General features: G+C 62.6%; 16 protein-coding genes and 1 riboswitch. Of the genes, 5 read left to right on the plus strand and 11 right to left on the minus strand.

Annotated features, from left to right (window positions below; genetic code table 11):
* Positions 1-3: 3 nt before the first annotated feature.
* From KP001_RS17030 to radA, 6 genes are all read right to left on the minus strand, one after another.
* A complete protein-coding gene (locus KP001_RS17030; protein ID WP_217286767.1) occupies positions 4-2,808 on the minus strand; it encodes a response regulator in 2,805 nt (934 codons plus the stop codon).
* 201 nt (positions 2,809-3,009) lie between these two features.
* On the minus strand, positions 3,010-3,438 hold the full coding sequence (locus KP001_RS17035) for a bacteriohemerythrin (protein WP_217286768.1): 429 nt from the start codon (positions 3,436-3,438) through the stop codon (positions 3,010-3,012).
* A gap of 346 nt (positions 3,439-3,784) precedes the next feature.
* Complete coding sequence (locus tag KP001_RS17040) at positions 3,785-4,429, minus strand: flavodoxin family protein (RefSeq protein WP_217286769.1); 645 nt, start codon at positions 4,427-4,429, stop codon at positions 3,785-3,787.
* A gap of 223 nt (positions 4,430-4,652) precedes the next feature.
* Positions 4,653-6,956, minus strand: coding sequence for a GAF domain-containing sensor histidine kinase (locus KP001_RS17045; protein WP_217286770.1), 2,304 nt, complete (start codon positions 6,954-6,956; stop codon positions 4,653-4,655).
* A 39-nt stretch (positions 6,957-6,995) separates the two neighbouring features.
* The gene (gene dksA, locus KP001_RS17050) at positions 6,996-7,352 is read right to left on the minus strand and encodes an RNA polymerase-binding protein DksA (RefSeq protein WP_217286771.1); all 357 of its coding nucleotides are present in this window, start codon (positions 7,350-7,352) and stop codon (positions 6,996-6,998) included.
* A 126-nt stretch (positions 7,353-7,478) separates the two neighbouring features.
* Entirely contained in the window at positions 7,479-8,840 is a 1,362-nt protein-coding gene (gene radA, locus KP001_RS17055) for a DNA repair protein RadA (protein WP_217286772.1), read from the minus strand.
* A 179-nt stretch (positions 8,841-9,019) separates the two neighbouring features.
* On the opposite strand from radA, the gene KP001_RS17060 reads away from it, so the two are divergent.
* A complete protein-coding gene (locus KP001_RS17060; RefSeq protein WP_239027812.1) occupies positions 9,020-9,760 on the plus strand; it encodes an HD-GYP domain-containing protein in 741 nt (246 codons plus the stop codon).
* 7 nt (positions 9,761-9,767) lie between these two features.
* On the opposite strand, the gene KP001_RS17065 is transcribed toward KP001_RS17060, so the two are convergent.
* On the minus strand, positions 9,768-10,361 hold the full coding sequence (locus KP001_RS17065) for a HEAT repeat domain-containing protein (RefSeq protein WP_239027813.1): 594 nt from the start codon (positions 10,359-10,361) through the stop codon (positions 9,768-9,770).
* 67 nt (positions 10,362-10,428) lie between these two features.
* Between KP001_RS17065 and KP001_RS17070 the strand changes: the two genes are divergently transcribed.
* Both KP001_RS17070 and KP001_RS17075 read left to right on the plus strand, forming a co-directional pair.
* Complete coding sequence (locus KP001_RS17070) at positions 10,429-10,740, plus strand: hypothetical protein (RefSeq protein WP_217286773.1); 312 nt, start codon at positions 10,429-10,431, stop codon at positions 10,738-10,740.
* Positions 10,741-10,816: 76 nt separating this feature from the next.
* Positions 10,817-11,797 carry a beta-ketoacyl-ACP synthase III gene (locus tag KP001_RS17075; RefSeq protein ID WP_217286774.1) on the plus strand — a complete coding sequence of 327 codons (981 nt, stop codon included), beginning with the start codon at positions 10,817-10,819 and terminating at the stop codon, positions 11,795-11,797.
* Positions 11,798-11,954: 157 nt separating this feature from the next.
* On the opposite strand, the gene KP001_RS17080 is transcribed toward KP001_RS17075, so the two are convergent.
* The 4 genes from KP001_RS17080 to KP001_RS17090 form a co-directional block, all read right to left on the minus strand.
* Entirely contained in the window at positions 11,955-13,007 is a 1,053-nt protein-coding gene (locus KP001_RS17080) for a class I SAM-dependent methyltransferase (protein ID WP_217286775.1), read from the minus strand.
* A gap of 2 nt (positions 13,008-13,009) precedes the next feature.
* Positions 13,010-14,353, minus strand: coding sequence for an MATE family efflux transporter (locus KP001_RS17085; RefSeq protein WP_217286776.1), 1,344 nt, complete (start codon positions 14,351-14,353; stop codon positions 13,010-13,012).
* A 95-nt stretch (positions 14,354-14,448) separates the two neighbouring features.
* On the minus strand, positions 14,449-14,703 hold the full coding sequence (locus tag KP001_RS22250) for a GSU3128 family (seleno)protein (protein ID WP_263634443.1): 255 nt from the start codon (positions 14,701-14,703) through the stop codon (positions 14,449-14,451).
* 126 nt (positions 14,704-14,829) lie between these two features.
* The gene (locus KP001_RS17090; protein ID WP_217286777.1) at positions 14,830-15,186 is read right to left on the minus strand and encodes a hypothetical protein; all 357 of its coding nucleotides are present in this window, start codon (positions 15,184-15,186) and stop codon (positions 14,830-14,832) included.
* A gap of 522 nt (positions 15,187-15,708) precedes the next feature.
* A riboswitch (cyclic di-GMP riboswitch) is annotated at positions 15,709-15,786 on the plus strand.
* Positions 15,787-16,197: 411 nt separating this feature from the next.
* Between KP001_RS17090 and KP001_RS17095 the strand changes: the two genes are divergently transcribed.
* Together KP001_RS17095 and KP001_RS17100 are read left to right on the plus strand one after the other, a co-directional pair.
* A complete protein-coding gene (locus KP001_RS17095) occupies positions 16,198-19,932 on the plus strand; it encodes an OmpL47-type beta-barrel domain-containing protein (RefSeq protein WP_437178175.1) in 3,735 nt (1,244 codons plus the stop codon).
* Positions 19,933-20,833: 901 nt separating this feature from the next.
* Complete coding sequence (locus tag KP001_RS17100; RefSeq protein ID WP_217286779.1) at positions 20,834-21,613, plus strand: MIP/aquaporin family protein; 780 nt, start codon at positions 20,834-20,836, stop codon at positions 21,611-21,613.
* Positions 21,614-21,636 lie beyond the last annotated feature (23 nt).

A 21,636-nucleotide genomic window follows, 5' to 3' on the forward strand; every position in this document is an offset into this window, starting at 1 on the left:
TTCTCAGGCCCGCGGGAGGTCCGGGAGCGCGGTCAGGAACTCCAGTGCTTTGCGGTGCTGCGCCTCGATCCGCAACAACAGCGGCTCGGCCCCCTCCATGCCCCCTTCCACCGTCAGGAGCTCCAGCTGCCGGCAGGTCTCGGAAAGCCCCAGGCACCCCAGCGAGGCGCTGCTCGATTTCAGCGTGTGCGCGGCCTGGCGCACCCCCTGCGGGTCCCCTCCGGACAACCCCTCACGCATCGACGCCAGCAACAGCGGGCTGGACTTCATGAAGGACCCCACCACCTTGACCAAAAGGTCCGGCTTGCCAGGGAGCTGCAGCGCGCGGATTTCGTCAAGCACCGCCGGATCGATGCGGTCATCGCCGGCGACCGCCACCGCATCCTGCCCCGGCCCCACCTGTTCCTCCGCGGAGGGTGGCGGCGGGACGATCCACCGCTGCAACAGGGCGACCAGTTGCGCCTGCGTGAAGGGTTTGGTCAGGTAATCGTCCATGCCGGCGGCGAAGCACTGCTCGCGGTCGCCGCGCATGGCGTGGGCGGTCAGGGCGATGATGGTGCGGTGTTTTACTTCCGGCGCGCTTCTCTCCCGCTCCCGGATGGCGCGGGTGGCGGCGTAGCCGTCCATGACCGGCATCTGGCAGTCCATGAAGATCAGGTCGAAGTCGCGCCGGGAGACGGCCTCCAGGGCCTCAGCCCCGTTGTTGGCCACGCTGACCCGGCAGCCGGACGCCTCCAGCATGGCTGTCGCCACGTCCTGGTTCACGGGGTTGTCCTCCACGAGGAGCACCATCGCCGACAGGGGTGCCTCTCCCCCCTGGTCCGCGTCTCCCTGCGGCTGCGCCGCATGGCTCATCCCCACCCCCAGAAGGTCGACGATGGCGTTGTACAGCCGTGACTGGCGCACCGGCTTGCTGATGTAGCAGGCGATGCCGGCCTTGACCGCTTCGGCCTCGTCGCCGTACTGACCCACCGATGTCACCATGAGGAGCCTCGTCGGGGCGAGCGCCGGGTCCGCCTTGATGGCGCGGGCAAGGTCGATACCGTTCATCCCCGGCATCTGCATGTCCAGTATGGCGAAATCGTAGGGCGACCCGTCCCCTGCCGCCTTCCGCATCAGGTCGAGAGCGGTCGCGGCGTTGTCCGCCATGTCGGCTTTGATGCCCCAGGCGTGCAGCTCGTGGTGCGTGATGCTCAGGTTGGTCGAGTTGTCGTCGACTATGAACGCCCGGTAACCCGCGAGGGAGGCGCGTTCGGATGGATCGCTCCTCTGCGCGGTCTCCCGGCGCAGGCTGAGGGTGAAGCGGAAGGTCGAGCCCATGCCCGGTTCGCTCTCGAGGCCGATCTCCCCCCCCATGAGTTCCACGAGCTGGCGGGCGATGGTGAGTCCCAGGCCGGTGCCGCCGTACTTGCGCGTCGTCGAGTTGTCCGCCTGGGAGAACCCCTCGAAGATCCTCTCCTTCACCTCGGGGGGGATCCCGATGCCGGTATCCGCAACCTCGAGCCGCACCACGACCTCCTCGCCGCGGTCCTCCTTGAGGGTCCCGCGAATGACCACCTCCCCCCGGTCGGTGAATTTCACCGCGTTTCCCACCAGGTTCATCAGGACCTGGTGCACGCGCACCTGGTCCCCCACCAGCAGCGGGGGGACGTCGTTTTCCACCAGCGCGACGATCTCGAGCCCCTTGCGGTGCGCCGTCTCGGCCAGGAGTTCGACCACGTCGGCCACCGTCTCCTGCAGGTTGAAGGCGGTCTCCTCCAGCTCCAGCTTGCCCGCTTCGATCTTGGAGAAGTCGAGGATGTCGTTGATGATGCTGAGGAGCGCCTCTCCCGAGCGGCGCACCGAGGAGACGAAGCGTCTTTGCTGCTCGTCCAGCCTGGTGGCCATCAGCAGTTCCGTCATCCCCAGCATCCCGTTCATCGGGGTGCGGATCTCGTGGCTCATGTTGGCCAGGAACTGGCTCTTGGCGCGGCTCGCCGTCTGTGCCGCCTCCATGGCGCGCTGCAGTTCGGCCACCGTCAGTTCCAGTTCACCGGTGCGTTGCGCCACCTTTTGTTCCAGCTGGTTCCGGTAGCTGGCGAGTTCGCGGTCGCGGGCCTGGATCTGCCGCAGCATCTCGTTGAACCCCTGCATCAGGGCGCCCAGTTCGTCGTCGCCGCTTTTTTCGACCCGGACCGCGTAGTCCTGGTCCCGGGAGACCCCCTCCATGGTGCGGGCGAGCCGCACGATGGGCGCCGATACCACCCCCTGCAGCCGGAGCGAAACGAAGTAGGAGCAAAACAGGCTCCCCAGCATCGACAGGAGTGCGGCTCCCAGCACCCAGATGACCTGCCTGTTGACTTCACGGTAGTCCGCCCGGATCACCACGGTCCCCAACTGCTGTCCCTCGAGGATGATCTTCGAGCTGACCACCATGTCCCCGTCGAGGTCCCACATGTCTCCCCATGCCGCTTCCAGTGCCAGCGCCTTGCCGGACTTGGCCTGCCGCCCGGCCCCTGCGGCCTGGTAGGAGGCGAAAGGCTGCCAGTCCTCCGCAAGGACGTACGCCTCCAGTATGTATTTTTTGTCCTTGAGGAACTGCAACGTGCGCTGGGCGTCGGCCCTGTCCCCGAAGGCGACCGCGGCTGAGCTGTTGTGCCCGACGATGGAGGCGAGAGTGGAGAGTTCCTGGTGCATCCCGATACGGGACCAGACGAAGGTGCCGACCACGAAGGTGAGCGAGACGAGCGCAAGGGTGAACCCGCTGGAGATCAGCAGGATCAGCATCAGCTTTTTCCGAATCGGCAGCCGGCCGATCAATTTCCTCATGGTCTTCTACCCGTCAAGCATGGCCGTTCTGGCCACCTTTCCTGCGTCAAATCCGAACATCACGGCGGGCTTCCACCGCTAGTCACAGCGTATCGGAACCATGATCCACAACTTGAACGAATTATGGCGCACCGGGCCCTCCTGGTCTGACAAGGGGGCATGCCTTTGACAGGGAAAGCTATGAGCGGCGGGACAGTTCTCTCAGTCGAGGACGATGACGACGGGTTTTTCCTGGTGCGTGGTGGCGTAGGCCCCGAGCACGGTGTCCCTTTGAGCGATGTGGTTCACCAGCCAGTTTTTGAGAAAGGATATGATCTCGAGCGAGAGGTGGGAGGCACCGGTCACGAAGTCCTTCTGTATCTCCTTCACCCTGCGGATGAAGTAGGCATGTTCCTTCAGGTGCTCAGGCGTGTCGGGAAAACCCGTCTTCTCCATGAGGAGCTCTTCCTGGCTGAAGTGGTAGGTGGCGTAGTCGATGAGTTCATCGAGCACCGCCTGCAGGACCTCCTGGTCCTTCCTGTCACAGAACTCGTCGTAAGTCTTGTTGAGCAGCTCCACCAGGTGTTCGTGATGCTGGTCGATCATCTCGTGTCCGACCGCCAGACTTCCGTCCCACGTCACGATAGGCATGCTGATCCCTCCTCGAAAGTTTCATGCTGCATACAGGTATTATCGGAAGGAGGCGCGGAAACTTGAAGAAGTGCGGCGTGCTAAAACACCTACGCCGGAAAAGCCTCTTCAGGTGATTTCAGGAATTGTGCAAACGCCCCTCCCCCTCCTTGGACGTGAGGGGAGCGGGGTGGGTGAAGCCGCAAGGCATGGAAAGGTCCCAATCCCGCAACTCCCTCCCGCAAGGGGGGCTCTTCCCGGGAATTGACCAGGAACCTGAAAAGGCACCTGCGTCAGAGATGCAGGTGCCTTTTCTATTTGTGCCATTACCTGCGCCACAGCCCCGGCGCGGTCATACGGTGAAAAGCTAGGGGGAAACCAGCCGCTGGCCCAATTCGAAGGCCTTCTGGAGGTTTTCCGGGAAGAGCACGCTGTGCCTTTGCCGCCGCTGCTCGGGATCGAAGTAGTTGAAGACGTATTTGCCGTAGTCGTCGAACTGGACCGTCTCGTTGCAGCAGAGCGTTTCGCACCCGCCGAAGATCCTGGCCAGGTAGTTCTCGTTCCCCCCGATGTGAACCGCGTAGTTCATCTCCCGCATGAGAGTTTCCGGCACGTTCATGGTGTAGATGAAGGCGGTGCGGATCCTTCTTCCGAACAGCGACGCCGGCGGCTGTGAGTAGACGAAGTACTGGAACAAAAGCCTTTCCAGGAAGGAGCACATCTCACCGGAGACCCTGCCGAAGTAGACCGGCGACCCGAGCACGAGTGCGTCGGCCTGTGCGATTTTTTCGAGGACCGGGGTAAGGCCGTCCCGCATGGCGCACTTTCCATAGCTCGTGCCACCCTTCAGCTTGCAGGCAAAGCAGCTGGTACACCCCTTGAAATCGACCTCGTAGAGATGAACAAGCTCCGTCTCCGCCCCTTGCGCCGCCGCGCCGTCCAGCGCCTTTTGCAGCACCTGCGCGGTGTTCCACTTCTTCCTGGGACTGCCGTTGATTCCGATGACTTTCATGGAGGTCCTCCTGTAGATGTGTCCATCACCCGCGGTAGCGGGAGTCCCGGCAGCATAAAGCATCGCGGCTTCGTTGCAAAGTACGAACATTTTAGTGACATAGTACCCGCAAGGATACCCGCATCAATGACTGACAGGGGGGAGTGCCGTGATGTGGTGGCGACGCGAAGGAGGGAAACGACAAAAAAAAGAAAGGGCCGTCCCATAAAGAACGGAGGCGGTATCACCAGTGCTTGGGCAGGACGATGCGGAATTCGGCGCCGAGGCCGGGGTGGTTGGTCACCTGGATCTTGCCGCCGTGGTTGGTGATGATCCGGTTGGCGATGGGGAGACCGAGGCCGGTGCCCCCCTCCTTGGTGGTGAAAAACGGGGTGAAGATGTTGTTCAGCTGCTCGAGCGGAATGCCGCCGCCGGTATCGACTATCTTAACCGTGACCGCTTCCTTGCCGTCGAGCTCGCTGGGCTGCACCTGGATCATCAGCTTGCCGCCGGCGCTCATGGCGTCGAGGGAGTTCAGGATGATGTTGATGAACACCTGCTTCAGCTGCTGGCAGTCGCCCAAAAGGAGCTGGCGCTGACGCGGGAACTTCGTGCTGATCTCGATCCGCTTCTCCTCGACCGGCGGAGCGACCACGGCGAGGGATTCCTTGACGATGTCCGCGATGTTGCAGCGGGTATAGCAGATGGTGGTCTTCTTGGAGAAGAGCAGTATCTCGGAGAGGATCCCCTCCAGGCGCACCACCTCGCGTACGATCAGATCGGCGTTGGCCCGTTCCTCGCTCTCCGATGGCAGCTTGCGGGCCAGCCGGCTGGCGAACCCACCTATGGAGACCAGCGGTCCTTTCAGCTCGTGCGCGATGCCGGCGGCGACCTCGCCGATGGCGGCCAGGCGCTCCTTCTGGAGCAGGTTCTCCTGGGCCTCGCTCAACTGGCGGTGCGCGTCCTCGATCTTGTTGTAGAGTATCGAGTTCTCGATCGCCATGCCGGCCTGGTTGGTGAAAAGCTGCAGGAAACGGAGGTGTTCCTGGGTGATCGGCGAGAGGGTGATCGCGTTGTCGACCAGCACCACGCCGACGGTCTGCCCGTGGGCGATGAGCGGTGAGGCGGCCAGCGCGATACGCGATACCGCGGGCGTGTCGGCGCCGATGCCGGCTTCTTCCGGAATGTAGATCAGCCGCCTCTCGAGCACGGCCTGGGACGCGATGTTCAGTGTGGGATCGAGTTCGAGCCTTTTGCCCTGCACCTGCCGCGAGAATTCCGACTCGCGCTGGGCAGCCATCTCGTCCTCGGTGATGTCCCAGCGGCTGGAGAGGAGGTCGTCGCCACCCCCCTGTGGTATGGAAAGGGAAGGGGCGTTCTCGTTGGTGACCCCGAGCATCCCGACCAGGGAGCCGGAGCGCTCGTTGGCCAGGAACAGCATGGCGCGGTCGAAGAAGGGGGTGGGGCCCGAGGTGAGGGCGGTAAGGGTCAGGTGGATCAGCTTGTTCAGCTTGATCGTGGAGAGCATGGTGTTGCTCAGCCGGTACAGGAGGGAGAGTTCCTTCAGCTTCTTCTCGTTTTCGGTGTCGAAGCTGGCCACCCGCTCTTCGCAGATCGCCTCGGTGAGCGCAGCGGCGATCTGGCGGGCAACGGTTTCACACAGTTCGATCTGTTCCGTACCAAGGAGTTGCGCGCCGCCGAACAGGGTCACGGCGCCCAGCTGCTGGCCGTTGCTACTGAGGGGGGTGCAGAGGGCATAGCGGCACGATCCCGGGAGCGGTAGCTTTTCGGTCCGGGTGGCGCCGCCGGCGATGCTCCGCGCGGAAAGCCTCTGCTCGACCTCCAGAAACGCTGTCAGCTCTCTCTTGGCGCAGCTGTGGCAGCCTTTGAACACCCTCCCCCGGTTGCGCCCCTTGGGGGCGAGCCGGATGACGGCGCACCCTGCGAGCCCCGAGCCGGTGCAGAGCTTCACCAGCTGCGGCAGCAGCGTGGCTGCCGGTGCGGGAACGGAGAGCAGCTGCCCCAGCGAAGCGAGCAGCGCCAGGTTGCCGCGCGCCTTTTGGGCCTCCTGTTCGGCGGCGAGACCGGCCAGGGTGAGGGAGAAGACCGGGACCAGCTGCCGGCAAAGCGCCAGGCTTTCGTCGGGAAGCTCGGGATCGGGGCAGGCGAGGGCGAGGATGGCGGCGAGTCCCGTGCCGTCCAGGATGGGGATGGCCGCGAGCTGCCCCGCCTCGCCGCTGCCGCGCTCTTCGGGATGCAGGTCGGCAGAGCTGCCGTAGACCTCGCGCAGTTCGGCGGCGGCGCGGCCGGCGCACCCCTGTCCGTAGGGGATCAGGCAGCTGCGGCTGGCACCGGGGAGCAGGGAGCTGAAACATTCGCTGAGCGCGGGTTCTGTAGAATCTGGTAGAAAGAGGGAGGCCGAGGCAAAGCCGGGGGTACGGGCAGCCAGACGGAGCAGGCCGCGGAGCCGGCCCTCATGGGAGCGGCCGGAAGACTGGGCAACGCGTAACGCTTGCTCCAGGAGGTTATTTCCCTTCCGGGCAGCCATGCGCACTCCGAAGGACCAACAACTCGTGGGGATGGGTATCTAGCGGAACCGTTCCTTCTTTTCCTGTTCCATCTTGCAGTCGATACAGAGGGTGGTCACTGGGCGGGCCTTCAGGCGCGCTTCGCTGATGTCCTCTTCGCACACTTCGCAGATGCCGAAGGTGCCGCTGTCGATGCGGTTCAGCGCTTCCTGGATCTTTACGATCAGCTTGCGCTCGCGGTCCCGGATGCGCAGTTCGAAGGTGCGGTCCGATTCCTGGGTGGCGCGGTCGGTCGGGTCCGGGAAGTTGGTCGTGTCGGAGTTCATCTCCATGACGGTCCGGCCTGCCTCTTCCAGGAGCGATCGTTTCTCTTCCTGCAGGATACCTCTGAAGTACTCGAGCTTTTCCGAATTCATGACACCTACCCTTTCTAATCAATTCGACATTAAAGAGGATTTTTCTAAATTAGTAAAGTGAAATTTTCCTCTTAACGAAAAGTGCGGCAACGGCGACGTACACTGCCGGAACTGCCGCGGTCTTGCCTAGATGGCGTCCAGGGCTTCGGCGAGACAGGTGACCCCGACCACCTTCATCCCTGGGATCTCCTTCTTGGGCGCGTTCCCCTTGGGGACGATGGCGCGGGTGAATCCGTGCTTCACCCCTTCCTTCAGCCGTGACTCCCCGTTGGAGACCGGGCGGATCTCTCCGGAAAGCCCCACCTCCCCGAACACCAGCAGATCCTGGGGGAGCACCGAGTTTCTGAAGCTGGAGACGATGGCGAGCCCCACGGCGAGGTCCGCGCTGGTTTCCAGCACCCGTATCCCCCCCACCACGTTGACGAAGACGTCCTGGTCGGAGAGGACCAGCCCGCCGTGCTTGGTTATCACGGCGAGGATCATGGCGATCCGGTTCTGGTCCAGGCCGATGCCGAGCCGGCGCGGCGAGCCGTACTGGGCCGACACGACCAGTGACTGGATCTCGACCAGGAGGGGCCTGGTGCCTTCCCATAGCACGCTGATCAGGCTCCCCGGCGCCGCGTTCTCGGTGCGGGAGAGGAAGATGGCCGAGGGGTTCTTCACCTCGCGCAGCCCCCGCTCCGTCATGGCGAATACCCCCAGCTCGTTCACCGGTCCGAAACGGTTCTTGGTGGTGCGCATGAGCCGGTAGCGGGCGTCCTCGGTGGAGGAAAGCATCACCTGGGTGTCAACCATGTGAGACAGGGTCATGGGGCCCGCCAGGGACTGGTCCTTGGTGACGTGGCCGACCATGATGAGGACCACTCCGGAGGTCTTCGCGTAGCAGGTGAACGCGGCTGCCGACTCACGGACCTGGGACACCCCCCCCGGCGCGGCGTCGATCCCTGCCGACTGCATCACCTGGATCGAGTCGATGACCACCACCTCGGGCCGCTCACGTTCGGCCGCCTCCAGGACCCGCTCAACCGAGCTCTCGGCCAGCATTTTGACCCGGTCCAGCGGCAGCTGCAGCCGGCGTGCGCGCCCCGCGATCTGCTGCAGCGATTCCTCGCCCGATACGTAGAGCACCTCCCTGGCCTCAGCGGCGTGGCACATGGTCTGCAAAAGGATGGTGCTCTTCCCCGCGCCGGGGTCGCCACCGATCAGGATCACGGAGCCTGGAACGAAGCCGCCGCCAAGCACCCTGTCGAACTCGTCGCTGCCGCTGGAGAAGCGGGTTTCCTCCGTGCACTTCACGTCGCCCAGGAGGGTGACCGCGGAGATGGCGCCGGCGAAGCCGTCGCGCCGGCCGGCCCGTGGTTCCGGGCCCAGGCGGACCTCCTTTATGGTGCTCCAGGCGTCGCAGGCGCTACAGTGACCCTGCCATTTGGGATAGGTCGCGCCGCAGTCGGAGCAGACGTACCCGGTCTTCACCTTCACCTTTGCCATATCCCCCCAAGCCCCGCCGAGGGCGGGCAAAAAAAGCTAGGTAATCCTAAGCTTTTTGGCTAGCAGTGTCAACTCCGGCGCGCTTGCGGGGGCGCCTTTGCATTCAGTTTGACAAGGTTTCCCCCGCTAAGATAAAATCACTCCTTCCTTTTAACGGCTGGCTTGATCCAGGAGGCCCAGTGCCCGCTGTCGACAAGAAAAGAGTAAAGTCCCCCTCGCCAAAAGAGATGGAGCGGATTTCCGCGCTTTGCCTCGAGGCTGTCGATGCGCTGAAGGAGGTCTTCGAGGAGATCGTCAAGGGCGCGGTGCCGTCTGCGGAGCCTCTCCTGGAGCGCGTGCGCGCCCTGGCGCGGGCCGCATCGAAAGACCCCGCCTCGCTGCTTCAGCTGGCGCCGACCGGTCCCGGTGACGGCTACACCTTCCAGCACAGCGTGAGTGTCGGGGTGCTGGCCCTGGCGCTGGCGGCGTCCCTGGGACATGACGTGGAGCAGGTGGCGGAATGCGGGTTGGCCGGGTTCCTCCACGACATCGGCAAGACCAGGGTCGATCTCTGCATCCTCGACAAGCCGGGCGAACTTTCCAGGGACGAGATCCTGGAGATCCGCAAGCACCCGGAGTACGGAGCCGAGATCGTGCGCGGCATGACCGGGGTGCCGCCGGGCGTGATCGAGGCGGTGCTCGGGCATCACGTGCGTTTCGACCGGACCGGCTACCCGGAGTCGGCACGCACCCTCTGTCTAGGCGTGCCGTGCGCCGTCGTCGCCGTGGCGGATTTCTACGACGCGACCACGACGCTCAGGGCCTATCAGCGGCCGATGCTGCGTGGCGAGGCGATAGAGGCGCTCAGAAGGGCGCGCGGAACCGTGCTCGACGGGAGCATAGTGGAAGGGTTTCTCGAGTTGACGGACGGGGGAGTGTGAACCGGGATCAGGGAAGCTGCGCCAGGGCGGTGGCCGCGGCGGCGCGGGTCTTGTCGAAGGGGGACGAAAGGAGCTTGATCATGGCGTCGGAGAGGGAGGCTCCTCCCATCCGTCCCAGGGCGAGTGCCGCCTCGGCGTCGAGTATGCCGTCGTTTTCATCCAGAAAGGGGACGATCTTGGCCGCCAGGGCCGGGTTGCGGTAGCGGGATACCGCCTCGATGGCGAGCGCGCGCACGCTGACGGCCGGATCCTGGAGCTTCTCCAAAAGCGTGGGGAGGGCGTCGGGACGGGCGATCTCGCCGAGGACCTTGACCGCCGCGCAACGGATGTCCTCTTCGGGCCTCCCGGCGCAGTAGTAGAGGATGGGCAGCACCTTGTCGTCGCCGATGCGCCCCAGGGCGTAGATGGCGGTCACCTTGGTGGCGCGGTCGCCGCGCTTCAGGCGATCGAACACTTCCTCCAGGCTCTCCGCCGCCTCCAGCGCCTCCAGGGCGATAGAGGCGGCCAGGCGCACATCGGCGTCCGGGTCCTTTAAAAGCGGGATGATGGCGTCGCGCCTTTTGATGCGTTCGGCATGGTCCATAGCGATGATAACTAACAAAATTCGGCCCGCTGCACAACACAATTTAATCAATCCCCGCTAGCGGCGGGTGTATAAGGAGATATGGATGGCAAACAGGATCAAATGCATTGCACTTTCCGCCCTGGTGCTCCCCGGGCTTGGGCAGCTGTACCGGGGGAGCCGGGTCAAGGGAGGGGTGATGCTCCTGCTCGATAACATCTTTCTGCTCGGGGGGCTGTTCGTCGGGCTGCGAAGCGCAGGGAAGCTGATGGCGGCCGGGCAGCAGGGACTCACCCCCGAACAGGTGCTGGCTGCGATCCAGGTGGATGCCCCTTACGTAAAATGGCTTTTGGGCGCTTTCATGATTCTCTGGGCGTACGGGGTGGTAGATGCCGCTTTTTTCAAAGGAGATAATTGACAAACAGTATTTTACTGTGAGATAAGGGTAGCGTTTCCCGGCCGTTCAAGCGGGATGCAAGGGAGGCGCTCTCTACATGATACGTGCGGAAATCCTGGGGACCGGCGGCTACGTGCCGGCGCGGGTGGTCCCCAATGCTCACTTCGACTACCTGGTGGACGACGCGGACCAGTGGATCCACTCCCGGACCGGCATCCGCGAAAGACGCTTCGCGGCGGCTGAAGAGTCCACCTCGGACCTCGCCACCAACGCCGCCCTCCTCGCCCTGGAGAACGGCGACGTGGACCCCCTCGAGATCGACTGCATCATCGTCGCCACTTCCACCCCCGACATGATCCTTCCCGCAACAGCCTGCATGGTGCAGAAGAACATCGGCGCCGCCAGGGCCTTCGCCTTCGACATGAACGCGGTCTGCAGCAGTTTCATCTACGCCACCGAAGTGGCCGACAACCTGATCCGCTCCGGAAAATACCGCAAGGTGCTCCTGATCGGCGCCGATACCTACTCCAAGATCCTCGACATGGATGACAAGACCACCGCGCCGCTGTTCGGCGACGGTGCAGGCGCCCTTATACTCGGGGCGGGGCTCTCCGGGAAGGGGATCCTGCACACCGTGATGCAAAGCGACGGCAACGGTTGGGAGCTGATCCAGGTTCCTTCCTCCGGATCGAGGAAGCCGGTCAGCGCCGAGAGCATCGCGGCCAAGGAGAACACGTTCAAGATGGCGGGCAAGAGCGTCTTCAGCTTCGCCACCGACGTCATCCCCCGCATCATCTCCGACCTCGCCGAGCGCGGCGGTGTGAAGCCTGAGGAAATCGACCACATCATTCCGCACCAGGCCAACGTGCGCATCATCGACTTCATCTCCAGGAAGACGGGGATTCCCAAGGAGAAGTTCCTGCTCAACCTGGACCGTTACGGCAACACGGCGGCGGGTTCCGTGGGGCTCGCCCTGGATGAGAACCGCAGAAATGGCGTGATCAAGCCGGGCGAACTGGTTCTGATGATGGGGTTCGGCGGCGGGCTTTCCTGGGGCGGGGTGCTGCTGAGGGCCTAGAGGCAGGGGAAGGCCGAGGCCGAGAGAGAGAAAAAACAGAACGTGCAAAAAGGGGATGGGGCTGCCGGCGCCGTCCCCTTTTATTTTGGCAGCGCGCCGTGAAACCTCCCTCACCCCTGACCCCTCTCCCAAGGGGCGAGGGGAATAGATGCGGGTCTTAAGCCACCTTTTTCCCGGCTATCCCTTCCGTCACCTCCACCGGGAGCAGGCCCGCGTCCCGCATCCGGGCGATGAGCGCCTCCCGCGGGACGCGCAGGTGCCAGCCGGCATGGAAGCGGTCGGCGGCAAGGAGCAGACCGCCGGGGGCAAGACGGGCGGCAAGGCCGGCAAAGGCGTCCCGCAACTGCTCCGGCTCGTGCAAAAGCGGCCCGCCGAGGAGCCCGTTGCAGAGCACCAGGTCGTATGGCTCGCGCTGAGGTGCCGTGTCCACCCGGTCCTGGTAAAACTCCAGAGCGGGCCCCGTCTCTCCCGGTACCAGCCCCCCGACCCGCGCCCGGTACTGGCGTTGCCGCTCGCGGGCGTGCGGGAAATAGAGATGCGCGGCGGCGAACAGCTCGATCTCTTCCAGCGTTGAACCGTGCAGCACGCTCCCCCGGCCCAGTCCCACATCCGCGACAAGCTGCGCTGCCTGATAGGCTCCCTCGCCGCTGCCGCAGGCGGCATCGAGCACCCGGATTCCCGCACCCGCACGCGTCGCGTTCTCCCGCAGCCAGTCCGCCAGCCACCGGTACTGGTCCGGATACCTGTCGAAGCCGCCGCCGAAGTGCTGGGGTAGCATCAGGGCGAAGAGGAAAGCCTCCCGCTCGGCCCCGTCCTGGGCCAGCCGGCGCAGCGCCGGCGCCGGGTCGGCAGCTTCAAGCCGGGAAGGGAGCTTCTGGAGCAGGTCGAGCCAGCTTGCGGCGTTGTGCAGATAGCTTCCGGAAAGAAGAGGGGCGAAACGGCAGCCGCGGCGCAGAATCAGCTCCAGCACGGCCCGGGGGCGCTCCAGCGGGAACAGGGCCTCGGTCGCCCCCCGCATCTCGTTACTGACGGCGAGGCCGGGAGCCCAAAGAGGGAGGGGGTAACTGGCGGCGTAACATGCGAATTCCGAGGAGAGCCGCTCGATGCGTCGTTCCAGAGCGGCGTCGAGCAGGGAACCGGGGACCAGGAGCCGTTCCAGCCGCTGCCGGATCTCGCTCCCGTCGGTGGTCGGGATGAACGAAAGCTGCATCGTCAGATGATGACCTGGTGCAGGTCGCGGCGCTGGTAACGCCACCAGAAGGCTCCGGCACGGAAGAACCAGTCGATGAGGAAGACGCTCCAGACCGCGTACAGGGAGAGCCGCAGCGGCACGGCCGCGATGTAGGAGAGAAGGACCCGGATGCCCCACATGGAGACGAGGGTGACCAGGAAGACGTAGTGGGTATCACCGGTGCCTCGCAGGCTCCCGGCATAGACGAAGGAGATGGCGAGCGGCACCTGGGCGAAGGCGACCAGTCTCAGAAACACGCTCCCTTTCTCGATCACCTGCGGGTCGTGGGTAAACAGGGCGATCAACTGGTGCGGCAGGAACAGGAACAGCAGGGCCATGCATCCCATGACCAAAACGGCGAGGCGGAGCGCCTCGGTGTGGCTCATGTGGGCGCGCCGGAGTTTCCTGGCGCCGATCGATTGCCCCATCAGGGTCGCCGCGGCGATCCCCATGCCGGCGCCGGGCATGAAGGAGAGGGACTCGATGGAAAGCCCGATCTGGTGCGCGGCGTAGGCGGCGGTGCCGAAGCCGATGATGAACTTGGAGTAGAAGAGCTGCCCCGACTGCTGGGCCACGCGCTCTAGTGCCACCGGGTAGCCGATGCCGATCACCTTCTTCAAAAGGGGGAGGTCGGGGCGCCCGATCTTCAGGTACCCCTTCCTGAGCGCCTGGATCAGCAGGTAGCTGAAGCCGGCGGCCTCGGAGAGGTTGATGGCGTAGGCGGCGCCCAGCACACCGTAGCGCGGGAACCCCAGGTGGCCGTAGATGAGGGGATAGGCGATGGCGACGTGCAGGACGTTGACCAGCAGGATCCCCTCCATTGGGGTGCGGGTGTTGCCGGTCCCCTGCATGATGGCGGAGAGGATGTTGAGGCCGGCGGTGAAGCCGAAGTAGAGAAAGACCAGGCGGATGTAGTCCGAGGCGTAGGCGAGGACGTCCGGGCTCGCCCCGAGAAAGACGGCGACATCCCTGCCGAAGCCGATGCCGAGCAGGGTGGCGGCGACGGCGAGTACGGCGCAAAAGAGCAGGGAGGCGAAGGCGGTGCGGCGTGCCTCCAGGCGGCGTCCCGCGCCCCACAGGTGGGCGATGACGACGTTTGCGCCGGTGGAGAATCCCCAGAAGACCGTCATGGTGACGAAGATGAGGAGCTGCCCGAGGCCCGTGGCGGCGATGGCCGCCGCCCCCAGTCCCCCCACCATGAAGATGTCCACGATGGAGACCAGGCGCTGGAACAGCGAGGAGAGAAGCACCGGCATGGAAAGCGCAGCCACGTTGCGCCGGATCGAGACCCGTTTGGTGCTTTTATTGATCGTAAAATATTTCAAGATTGAAAAACCTTACAGGGATGAAGGGGATGCGGGGACGAGGCGAAACCGCAGCCCAGCCTTATCCCCTGCATCCCTTTCATCCCTGTTAGCGACTACAGTTCCTTCAAGATGCCTTCCTGGCTGCGCACGAAGTTCTTGGCCCGCCCCGACGGGGCGATGATGCCGTAGGCCATGGCTTCGTTCAGTTCCGCTTCCGTTGCGCCTGCTTCCTTCGCGACCGCGAAGTGCTTCTTCAGTCAGTCGGGACAACCGACCGCCACGGCACAGGCGACACGGATCAATTCCCGGTACTTGGTCTCGAGGACTTCCTCGTACTCGAAATCCAGGATCTTCTTGCGGATTTTCATGGTCCACCTCCTCGCAGGGGAGCTGTACTGACAAGCGCCTACATAACTAGCACAAATGCAAGCCTCTGGAAACATCAACCTGCTGGGGGGACAGGGGAGGGGAGGCGCCCGGGAGGGGCGCGGATACTATTCGGTGACGGGGTGCCCGGGGCGCGGAGAGCCGGTCAGCTTCCTGACCGCGTCGGTCATCCCGCGCACCTTGGTCTCGAACTCCCCGTAGGCGCGCGCGATCTCTCCCTCGGCGCTTGCCACCAGGGCGTTCAGCCTCCTCTCGGCGGCCTCGAGCTCCTTGCGGTACTGGTTCAGCTGTTCATCGACGTCCATCAGCATGTTTTCCAGCTTCCAGCGCCGGTGGGCCGGCGTCAGGGAATAATCGTTGAGGATGGCGGTGATGTCATCCTCGGTGCTGCGCAAAAGCGCCTCCGCTTCCCTTCTTTTCCTGATCGCCTGCCGCGTCTTCTCCAATGAAATGATCTTCGCCATGCCTGTTCTCACTCTAGAGCCGCTCACCTTCTCAACCAAACCCCGCCTATCATATTGTATTTGCGGGAAACGTGTAAATACTCAAAATGAAGAGGGAAATCTCATGCGGAGGCGCTCAGCCCGTGCTGTGCGGCCATAACGGCGCGAGCCCCTGTCAACCGCCGCGGTAGCGGCGAGGCTTGAAAGTGGTTAAAATCCTGATACTTTTTCCACCTGTGCCGTTGTCCTCTACTGCGGGAAAGCGCCGAGCGGTCATGGGGAGGTCCTGGGGAGGCGGTGCAGACGGCGGCACGAGGTTCACAGTGCTGGTCTGACGACTGGGCAGGCAGCAACGTACTCTGAGAGTGAAACCACAGAGACGTTGCCGGACATGGTGTCTCAGAAAATATTTTTTCTCTCTATGAAAGCGCGCCCAGAGCCACATCAGTGTCAATGCCCGCTCCGTTCAATCAGTGTGGATAAAAAATATGATTGCAATTGTTTCTATGTGGTGATATGAAAGTTCCATAACTGAAAAAACGTTCTCCGAACGGGCAAAGCCAGAGTAATCTGGTGACGCAAAGCCACGGGTCCTGACATCAGGATAGCCGAGTTGCCGAAGAGATGATTTGCATCTTGGCATCCGGCGTTTTTTTTTACCGACACAAGAGCACTGTCATCTATCTGATGGCAGTGCTTTTTTTTTGTCCTCTTCGTTCTTTCAAAACCGGTCCGGTTCGTCTCGGGTCCTGCATCGGAAACACAGGTGCGGGGGCGGGCGAGCCAGAAAAAGTCGCCGAAAGGGTAAAGCACGTGCAAACGTGCGGCACAGAGCCACCATCCAGCGGGAGCTGGTTAGAGGGGCCGTCGAAGTGACTTGCAGGAAAATTCCGTCTTCTTCCTGTCGAGCCCAGCCCCCTTTTGGGACGAGCTTTTCTGTTTTTTACTCCCCCGTTTACAACGGGAGGGGCTTGTAATGGATTGCGATTCCAGCAAAAGAGGGAGGAGTCGATGAACACACTACGTAGTCTGATGGCAGGAGTTTTACTGCTGGTAGCGCCCATCACGGCGCCGGTCACAGCCTTGGCGGCGTTGGACACCACGCCGCCGGCCACGGTAGCCAGCCTGACGGGTACCAAAGGAAGCGACGGCTGGTACTCGACACCGGTAACCGTCACGCTTGCCGCAACAGATGCTGCGGGTGGCTCGGGAGTGGCGAAGATAGAGTACAGCCTCGACAACGCGTCCTGGCAGTCCTATACCGCTCCGCTGGTCTTCGACAAGGACACGAACGGCTACGTCTTTTTCCGCTCGACCGATCTTGCCGGCAACGTTGAAACTCCCGCCAAGTCTCAGGAGATCAAGGTCAACAGGAGTGGCCTCGTGGGGCTGTGGCACATGGACGGCGACTGGAGAGACGCCTCCGTGGCAGGAAACCACGGCACAGGATTCAACGGAGTGACGTTCAGCACGAAGGCGAAAATCGGGGCGCAGTCCGGGAGCTTTGACGGAACGAACGATTATGTCGCCATCCGCGATGCCGATACTCTGAGCCCTCAAGCTAACGGGCGGATCAGCATTAGCGCCTGGGTCTATCTCAGGTCTTACCCGTCTGCAGGCCAAGGGCGTACTCCCGTCATTGCCAAAGGAGACGGAAGCTATGAGTATGCCCTCTACGTTTACAGTAACGGCAATGCCGGTTTGTCTCTTTGGCAGCTGTCAGGCGGGAGTCACATAGAAATCCTCGGTGGCGCCATACCGCTCAATACGTGGACCCACGTGGCCGGCGTGTACGATATTTCTGCCCAGAAGAAGGCGGTTGTGTATGTAAATGGTGCCGAGGCCGCCAGTGGCACGACGACATCAGGTTCTGTGGCCAACGGGCCGTCACCGGTACATATCGCCCACCGTCCCGACAACGCCGCGTACCAATACCTTAACGCACTCCTCGACGAGGTTTCCATTTACAACCGTGCCCTGTCGGAAGCGGAAGTCCAGGAGCACTATCGCCATTACGCCGTCAACGCCCCGACGGTGAACCCCGTCGCGTCCCCAATCGCCAACTCGACCATCACACTCGGCGGCACCAAGCCGGCGGATACCGCCGTGGCGGTGAATGGGAACATCCTGGTGCCGCTCGATGGAACGACCAATTGGCAGGGGAGCTACACCCTGACGCAGGGAACCAACACCATTTCGGTCACCGCTGTGGACGGCCTCAATCGCAACAGCCTCCCGGTGGTTTCGACCGTGGTTCTCGACATGATGCCGCCCCAGGTGACGGCGACCGCGCCGGCACGCAACGCGGTTGTGAGCGCCGCTCCGGGCGCAGTCGCCCTGACCCTGGCAGATGCCGCCTCCGCAGTCGACTATGCCGCCACTTTGAGAGGCGCGGCGGTGACCAACGCGTACGGTCTCCAGATCGCCGGGACGTGGAGCACCTCGGGCAGCGGCGCGGCCGGCTCGGTTGTCTTCACCCCCTCGGCCGAGCTAGGGGACGGATCTTACACGGTTACCATCAAGCCGACGGACGTTTTGGGTAACGGCACGACTTACAGCCTTTCCTTCGCCGTCGACCGCACGCCTCCCGCGGCTCCGGTCATCGACCCCGTCGCCGGGGCGATTCGTGTTTCCGCGCGGACCATCACGGGCACGAAGAGCGCTGACAGCGCGAGTATCACCGTCCTCTGCGCGGGTGCCTTCGCCGGCACCGTCTCCTACCCGACCGCCACGACCTGGAGCGTAAACGTCTGGGGGCTGAAGGAGGGGGCTAACTATGTAACGGCCTACGCGTACGATGCGGCGGGGAACGCCAGCACATCGGCCACCGCGACCATCACGCTCGACACCGTTACGCCCTCCGTGGGTGCGACGCCTGCCGGCGGGCTCTACAGCTCGACCCAGAGCGTGGTCCTCGCCGCCAGTGAGCCGGGTATCATCTATTACACCATTGACGGCTCGACCCCTACCGCAGGCGCTGCCACATACGGCGAGCCGATCTCCATTCCCGCGGGAGCGACCCTCAGGTACTTCGCACGTGACCTGGCCGGTAATGACAGCGAGATCAAAACCGAAAATTACGTCATCGACAGCGCTCCCCCGGTGCTGGCAATCTCGGCACTCAGCGACGGTGCGCTCACCAACAACGAGATCCTGAACATTTCGGGTACCGTTACCGACAGCACCGGCGTGAAGGAACTCATGGTCAACGAGGCGGCGGTCCAGGTGAATGCGGACGGCAGCTTCAGCTATCCGCTGGTACTGAAGGCGGGCCCGAATTGCGTGACGGTTGCAGCAACAGACCTCATTGGCAACAAGGCGACCAGCATGCGGAGTGTAACGCTGGACCAGACGGCGCCGGTCCTGGTGGTCTACAGGCCCGCCGACAACAGCAAGACGGGCACCGGCCTTCTGGAGCTGCACGGCACCGTCGACAAGGCATCCACTGTAACGGTTAAACGGAAGGATGCGGTCCAGAGCGCGCTCATGAGCGGAGCGGACTTTATCGCCACGGTCAGCCTCGACCCCGGGTACGACACCATCGAGATAATCGCCACCGACCTGGCCGGCAACCAGAGCTCGCAGAAGCGGACGGTGGTGTTCGATGACCAGGTGCCTTCCTTGGCCGTGACCGTGCCGAACCAAGACGTCCGTACCAACCAGAGCAGCGTGACCATCAAGGGGACGGTGTATGACGCCCTCACAACGGTTGGCGTCACGGTAAGCGTGGACGGCAACGTGGTCACTGTACCGGTGATTGACGGAGCCTTCGAGCAGGTGGTGAGCTTCAGCGAAGAGAAGACCTACAGCATCATGGTCACGGCAACCAACGAGGCAGGCACCTCCACCACTGTCCAGCGCAACGTCATTTACGACATCACGCCGCCGTCCCTCGGCATCGATCCGGTTGCCACTCCCGTTAACCAGACGAACGGGACGATAAGCGGCACCAGGGAAGCTGATGCCGTGGTAACGGTGGCCTGCGCTACGGCGACCGTGGGAGAAGTCAGCTATCCGACCGCGACAACCTGGCAGGTGGCTGTGTCCGGCCTCGCAGAAGGCCAAAACCTGATCACCGCCGCCTCGACCGATGCGGCCGGTAACGCGGTCACGGCAACAACGACCATCGTTTTGGTGACCAAATCCCCCGAAATCACGCTCCAGGTGACCCCGGATGTGATCTGGCCGCCGAAGAGGAAGATGGTGCCGGTGAAGATAACCGGAGGAGTTGAAGCCTACGGTTCCCGCATCGCTTCCACCTCGGTATCGGTGAGCGACGAGTACGGAAAGATCCAGTACAAAAACCTCGCGCTTGGCAGCACGGTGATGCTGGACGCATGGTGCAATGGGACCGACAAGGACGGCAGGAAATACACCATCACCGTGGCAACTACCACCGTGGGCGGGATGACGACGACCAGGACGGCGACAGTGACCGTACTGCACGACAAGTCGGGGAAGACCACCTCCAGCGCAGCCGTTACGCCGGTCAAGGCAAAGACCACGCCTACCACACCTGCCGCGCAGGCAAAAACAAAGGCCACCTCCACCGTGCCTGCCACGCCGGCTAAAACCAAGGCCGCGACCACCGCACCTGCCACGCCGGCTAAAACCAAGACCGCGACCACCGCACCTGCCGCGCCAGCTAAAACCAAGACCGCGACCACCGCACCTGCCGCGCAGGCGCAAACCAAGACCACGACCAGCGCGCCTGCCGCACAGACAAAGGTCAAGACCGCGTCGGGCGCATCTGCCACGCGCCCTTAACTTGGGGTGCGGAAGCTGGCGCGCTCCTCAGGTGGAAGGTGACCGGCCAGCATAGACAAAAAAAAAGACGCAGCCTGAAGGGCTGCGTCTTTTTTGCGTTTTTGCGGTCTGCCTAGAACGGTAATACATTCACAAGATGTGTAAAGTATGGATGATGGTGCTGTAATTTCAGCTAGATGCGTATGTGGATGGGGAGGCTTTTCCATGGGTTTTTAACCTTTTGGCCTTTCATCGCTTTTACACTTTTTTTGCTGACTGCTTAACGTCACAAAAATTTCGACGCTTTATCTCTCGCCTTCTTGCTCCTCATCACCCCTGGACTCGTTGCAAGCGCAGCCGGTGGGGTGTTTGCCGCCAGGTCAGCACGCAGGTACGACTCCTGACTTTACAATCGGCGGAGCTTCTTCGGCAAAGAAACAGTCCAATCCCAAGACTCACGCGAAAGTTGAGATTGGTACGACGCGATTCAGGTGTCAGCATCAATATTTTCCAGAACAATACCCTCCCCTCTCCACACTAAGTAGCGTGCCAACGTCTACACACTGATTCAGGGTGTCTGGATAAGACAATTCCAGGCATTGTGGTAACCTTTACCCTATGCCTGTTCCAAGCAGTTGTTTTCGTCTTTTGATCATGGGGCGAGGGTTTTTTTTATTGTAAATACAGGCGTTGAGCAACGTGTTTGGCGGTTCCCCATGTTCCGAGAAATCCTCCCTGTCAGACAGTTCCCGAATGTTGGCAATATCATTTTCTGCATCAGCTTGGCTGCCTGTCCGGGATGCTCGATCTGCTGGGCAGTTCAGCGACCCATCAGATTAAGACTTGGGTGGATGTCGCTTTTATAGAAGTGGTTAATTGTGGTTTGGTATTTTAGCGCTGGAGTGCGGGGGCAAAGGTATTGATGGATCCCATTGATCGGCCTGTACCGTGGCTGATATTCGGTGCTGAGTTGCTGGGCACGGCATTGCTTGTTGCAGTTGGCTTGTCGCTCGTGATCCTAAGCTTTGGCAATGGCAGTCCCATAATTAAGCTCATCCCGAGTGTCGGCTGGCGCCGGCTTATCACCGGATTCCTGTTCGGCACTACCGGCGCCCTGATCGCGCTCTCGCCACTTGGCAAAGAAAGCGGGGCGCACATCAATCCGGTTGTAACCCTTGGATTCTGGCTGATGGGCAAGCTGAGGATCAGCCACGCCATAGGCTACATCCTTTCGCAACTCACCGGCGCCGTACTGGGGGCGTTACCTTTACTAGCGTGGGGGGAGATGGGACGCAGCGTGGCATACGGGGCTACCCAGCCCGGCGCGGGTTACGGGTTTGTATCGGTGTTGTTGGGCGAAACGGCAACTACGTTCGCCCTCATCGTCGGGCTCTTCTTCTTCCTCCGGCATCGACGGCTAAGGTCTTTCACACCTGCTCTGTTTCCCGTCCTGTATGCCGTCATGGTTTTCGCGGAAGGGCCAATCTCGGGGACCAGCACCAATCCGGCCCGCAGCCTTGGGCCGGCAGTGATCTCCGGGGCCTGGCAGGGGTGGTGGATTTACTGGATAGGCCCGTTGCTGGGCACTTTTCTCGGTGTGGCCATGTACCGGTGTATGGGGCCGCGTTGGTTGACTATTGAAGTTGCAAAGCTCCATCACTTCGGCCATGACCGCTACGGCGTATTTCGCGGGAAGCGTTGAGTTGTGGCCCAACCGCAAGGAGG

The sequence above is a fragment of the Geomonas subterranea genome (assembly GCF_019063845.1).
Classification (GTDB): Bacteria; Desulfobacterota; Desulfuromonadia; order Geobacterales; family Geobacteraceae; genus Geomonas; species Geomonas subterranea.

Coding starts and splice junctions, on each gene's coding strand:
- KP001_RS17030 (WP_217286767.1), bottom strand. CDS start 2,808: ATGAGGAAATTGATCGGCCGGCTGCCGATTCGGAAAAAGCTGATGCTG.
- KP001_RS17035 (WP_217286768.1), bottom strand. CDS start 3,438: ATGCCTATCGTGACGTGGGACGGAAGTCTGGCGGTCGGACACGAGATG.
- KP001_RS17040 (WP_217286769.1), bottom strand. CDS start 4,429: ATGAAAGTCATCGGAATCAACGGCAGTCCCAGGAAGAAGTGGAACACC.
- KP001_RS17045 (WP_217286770.1), bottom strand. CDS start 6,956: ATGGCTGCCCGGAAGGGAAATAACCTCCTGGAGCAAGCGTTACGCGTT.
- dksA (WP_217286771.1), bottom strand. CDS start 7,352: ATGAATTCGGAAAAGCTCGAGTACTTCAGAGGTATCCTGCAGGAAGAG.
- radA (WP_217286772.1), bottom strand. CDS start 8,840: ATGGCAAAGGTGAAGGTGAAGACCGGGTACGTCTGCTCCGACTGCGGC.
- KP001_RS17070 (WP_217286773.1), top strand. CDS start 10,429: ATGGCAAACAGGATCAAATGCATTGCACTTTCCGCCCTGGTGCTCCCC.
- KP001_RS17075 (WP_217286774.1), top strand. CDS start 10,817: ATGATACGTGCGGAAATCCTGGGGACCGGCGGCTACGTGCCGGCGCGG.
- KP001_RS17080 (WP_217286775.1), bottom strand. CDS start 13,007: ATGCAGCTTTCGTTCATCCCGACCACCGACGGGAGCGAGATCCGGCAG.
- KP001_RS17090 (WP_217286777.1), bottom strand. CDS start 15,186: ATGGCGAAGATCATTTCATTGGAGAAGACGCGGCAGGCGATCAGGAAA.
- KP001_RS17095 (WP_437178175.1), top strand. CDS start 16,198: ATGGCAGGAGTTTTACTGCTGGTAGCGCCCATCACGGCGCCGGTCACA.
- KP001_RS17100 (WP_217286779.1), top strand. CDS start 20,834: ATGGATCCCATTGATCGGCCTGTACCGTGGCTGATATTCGGTGCTGAG.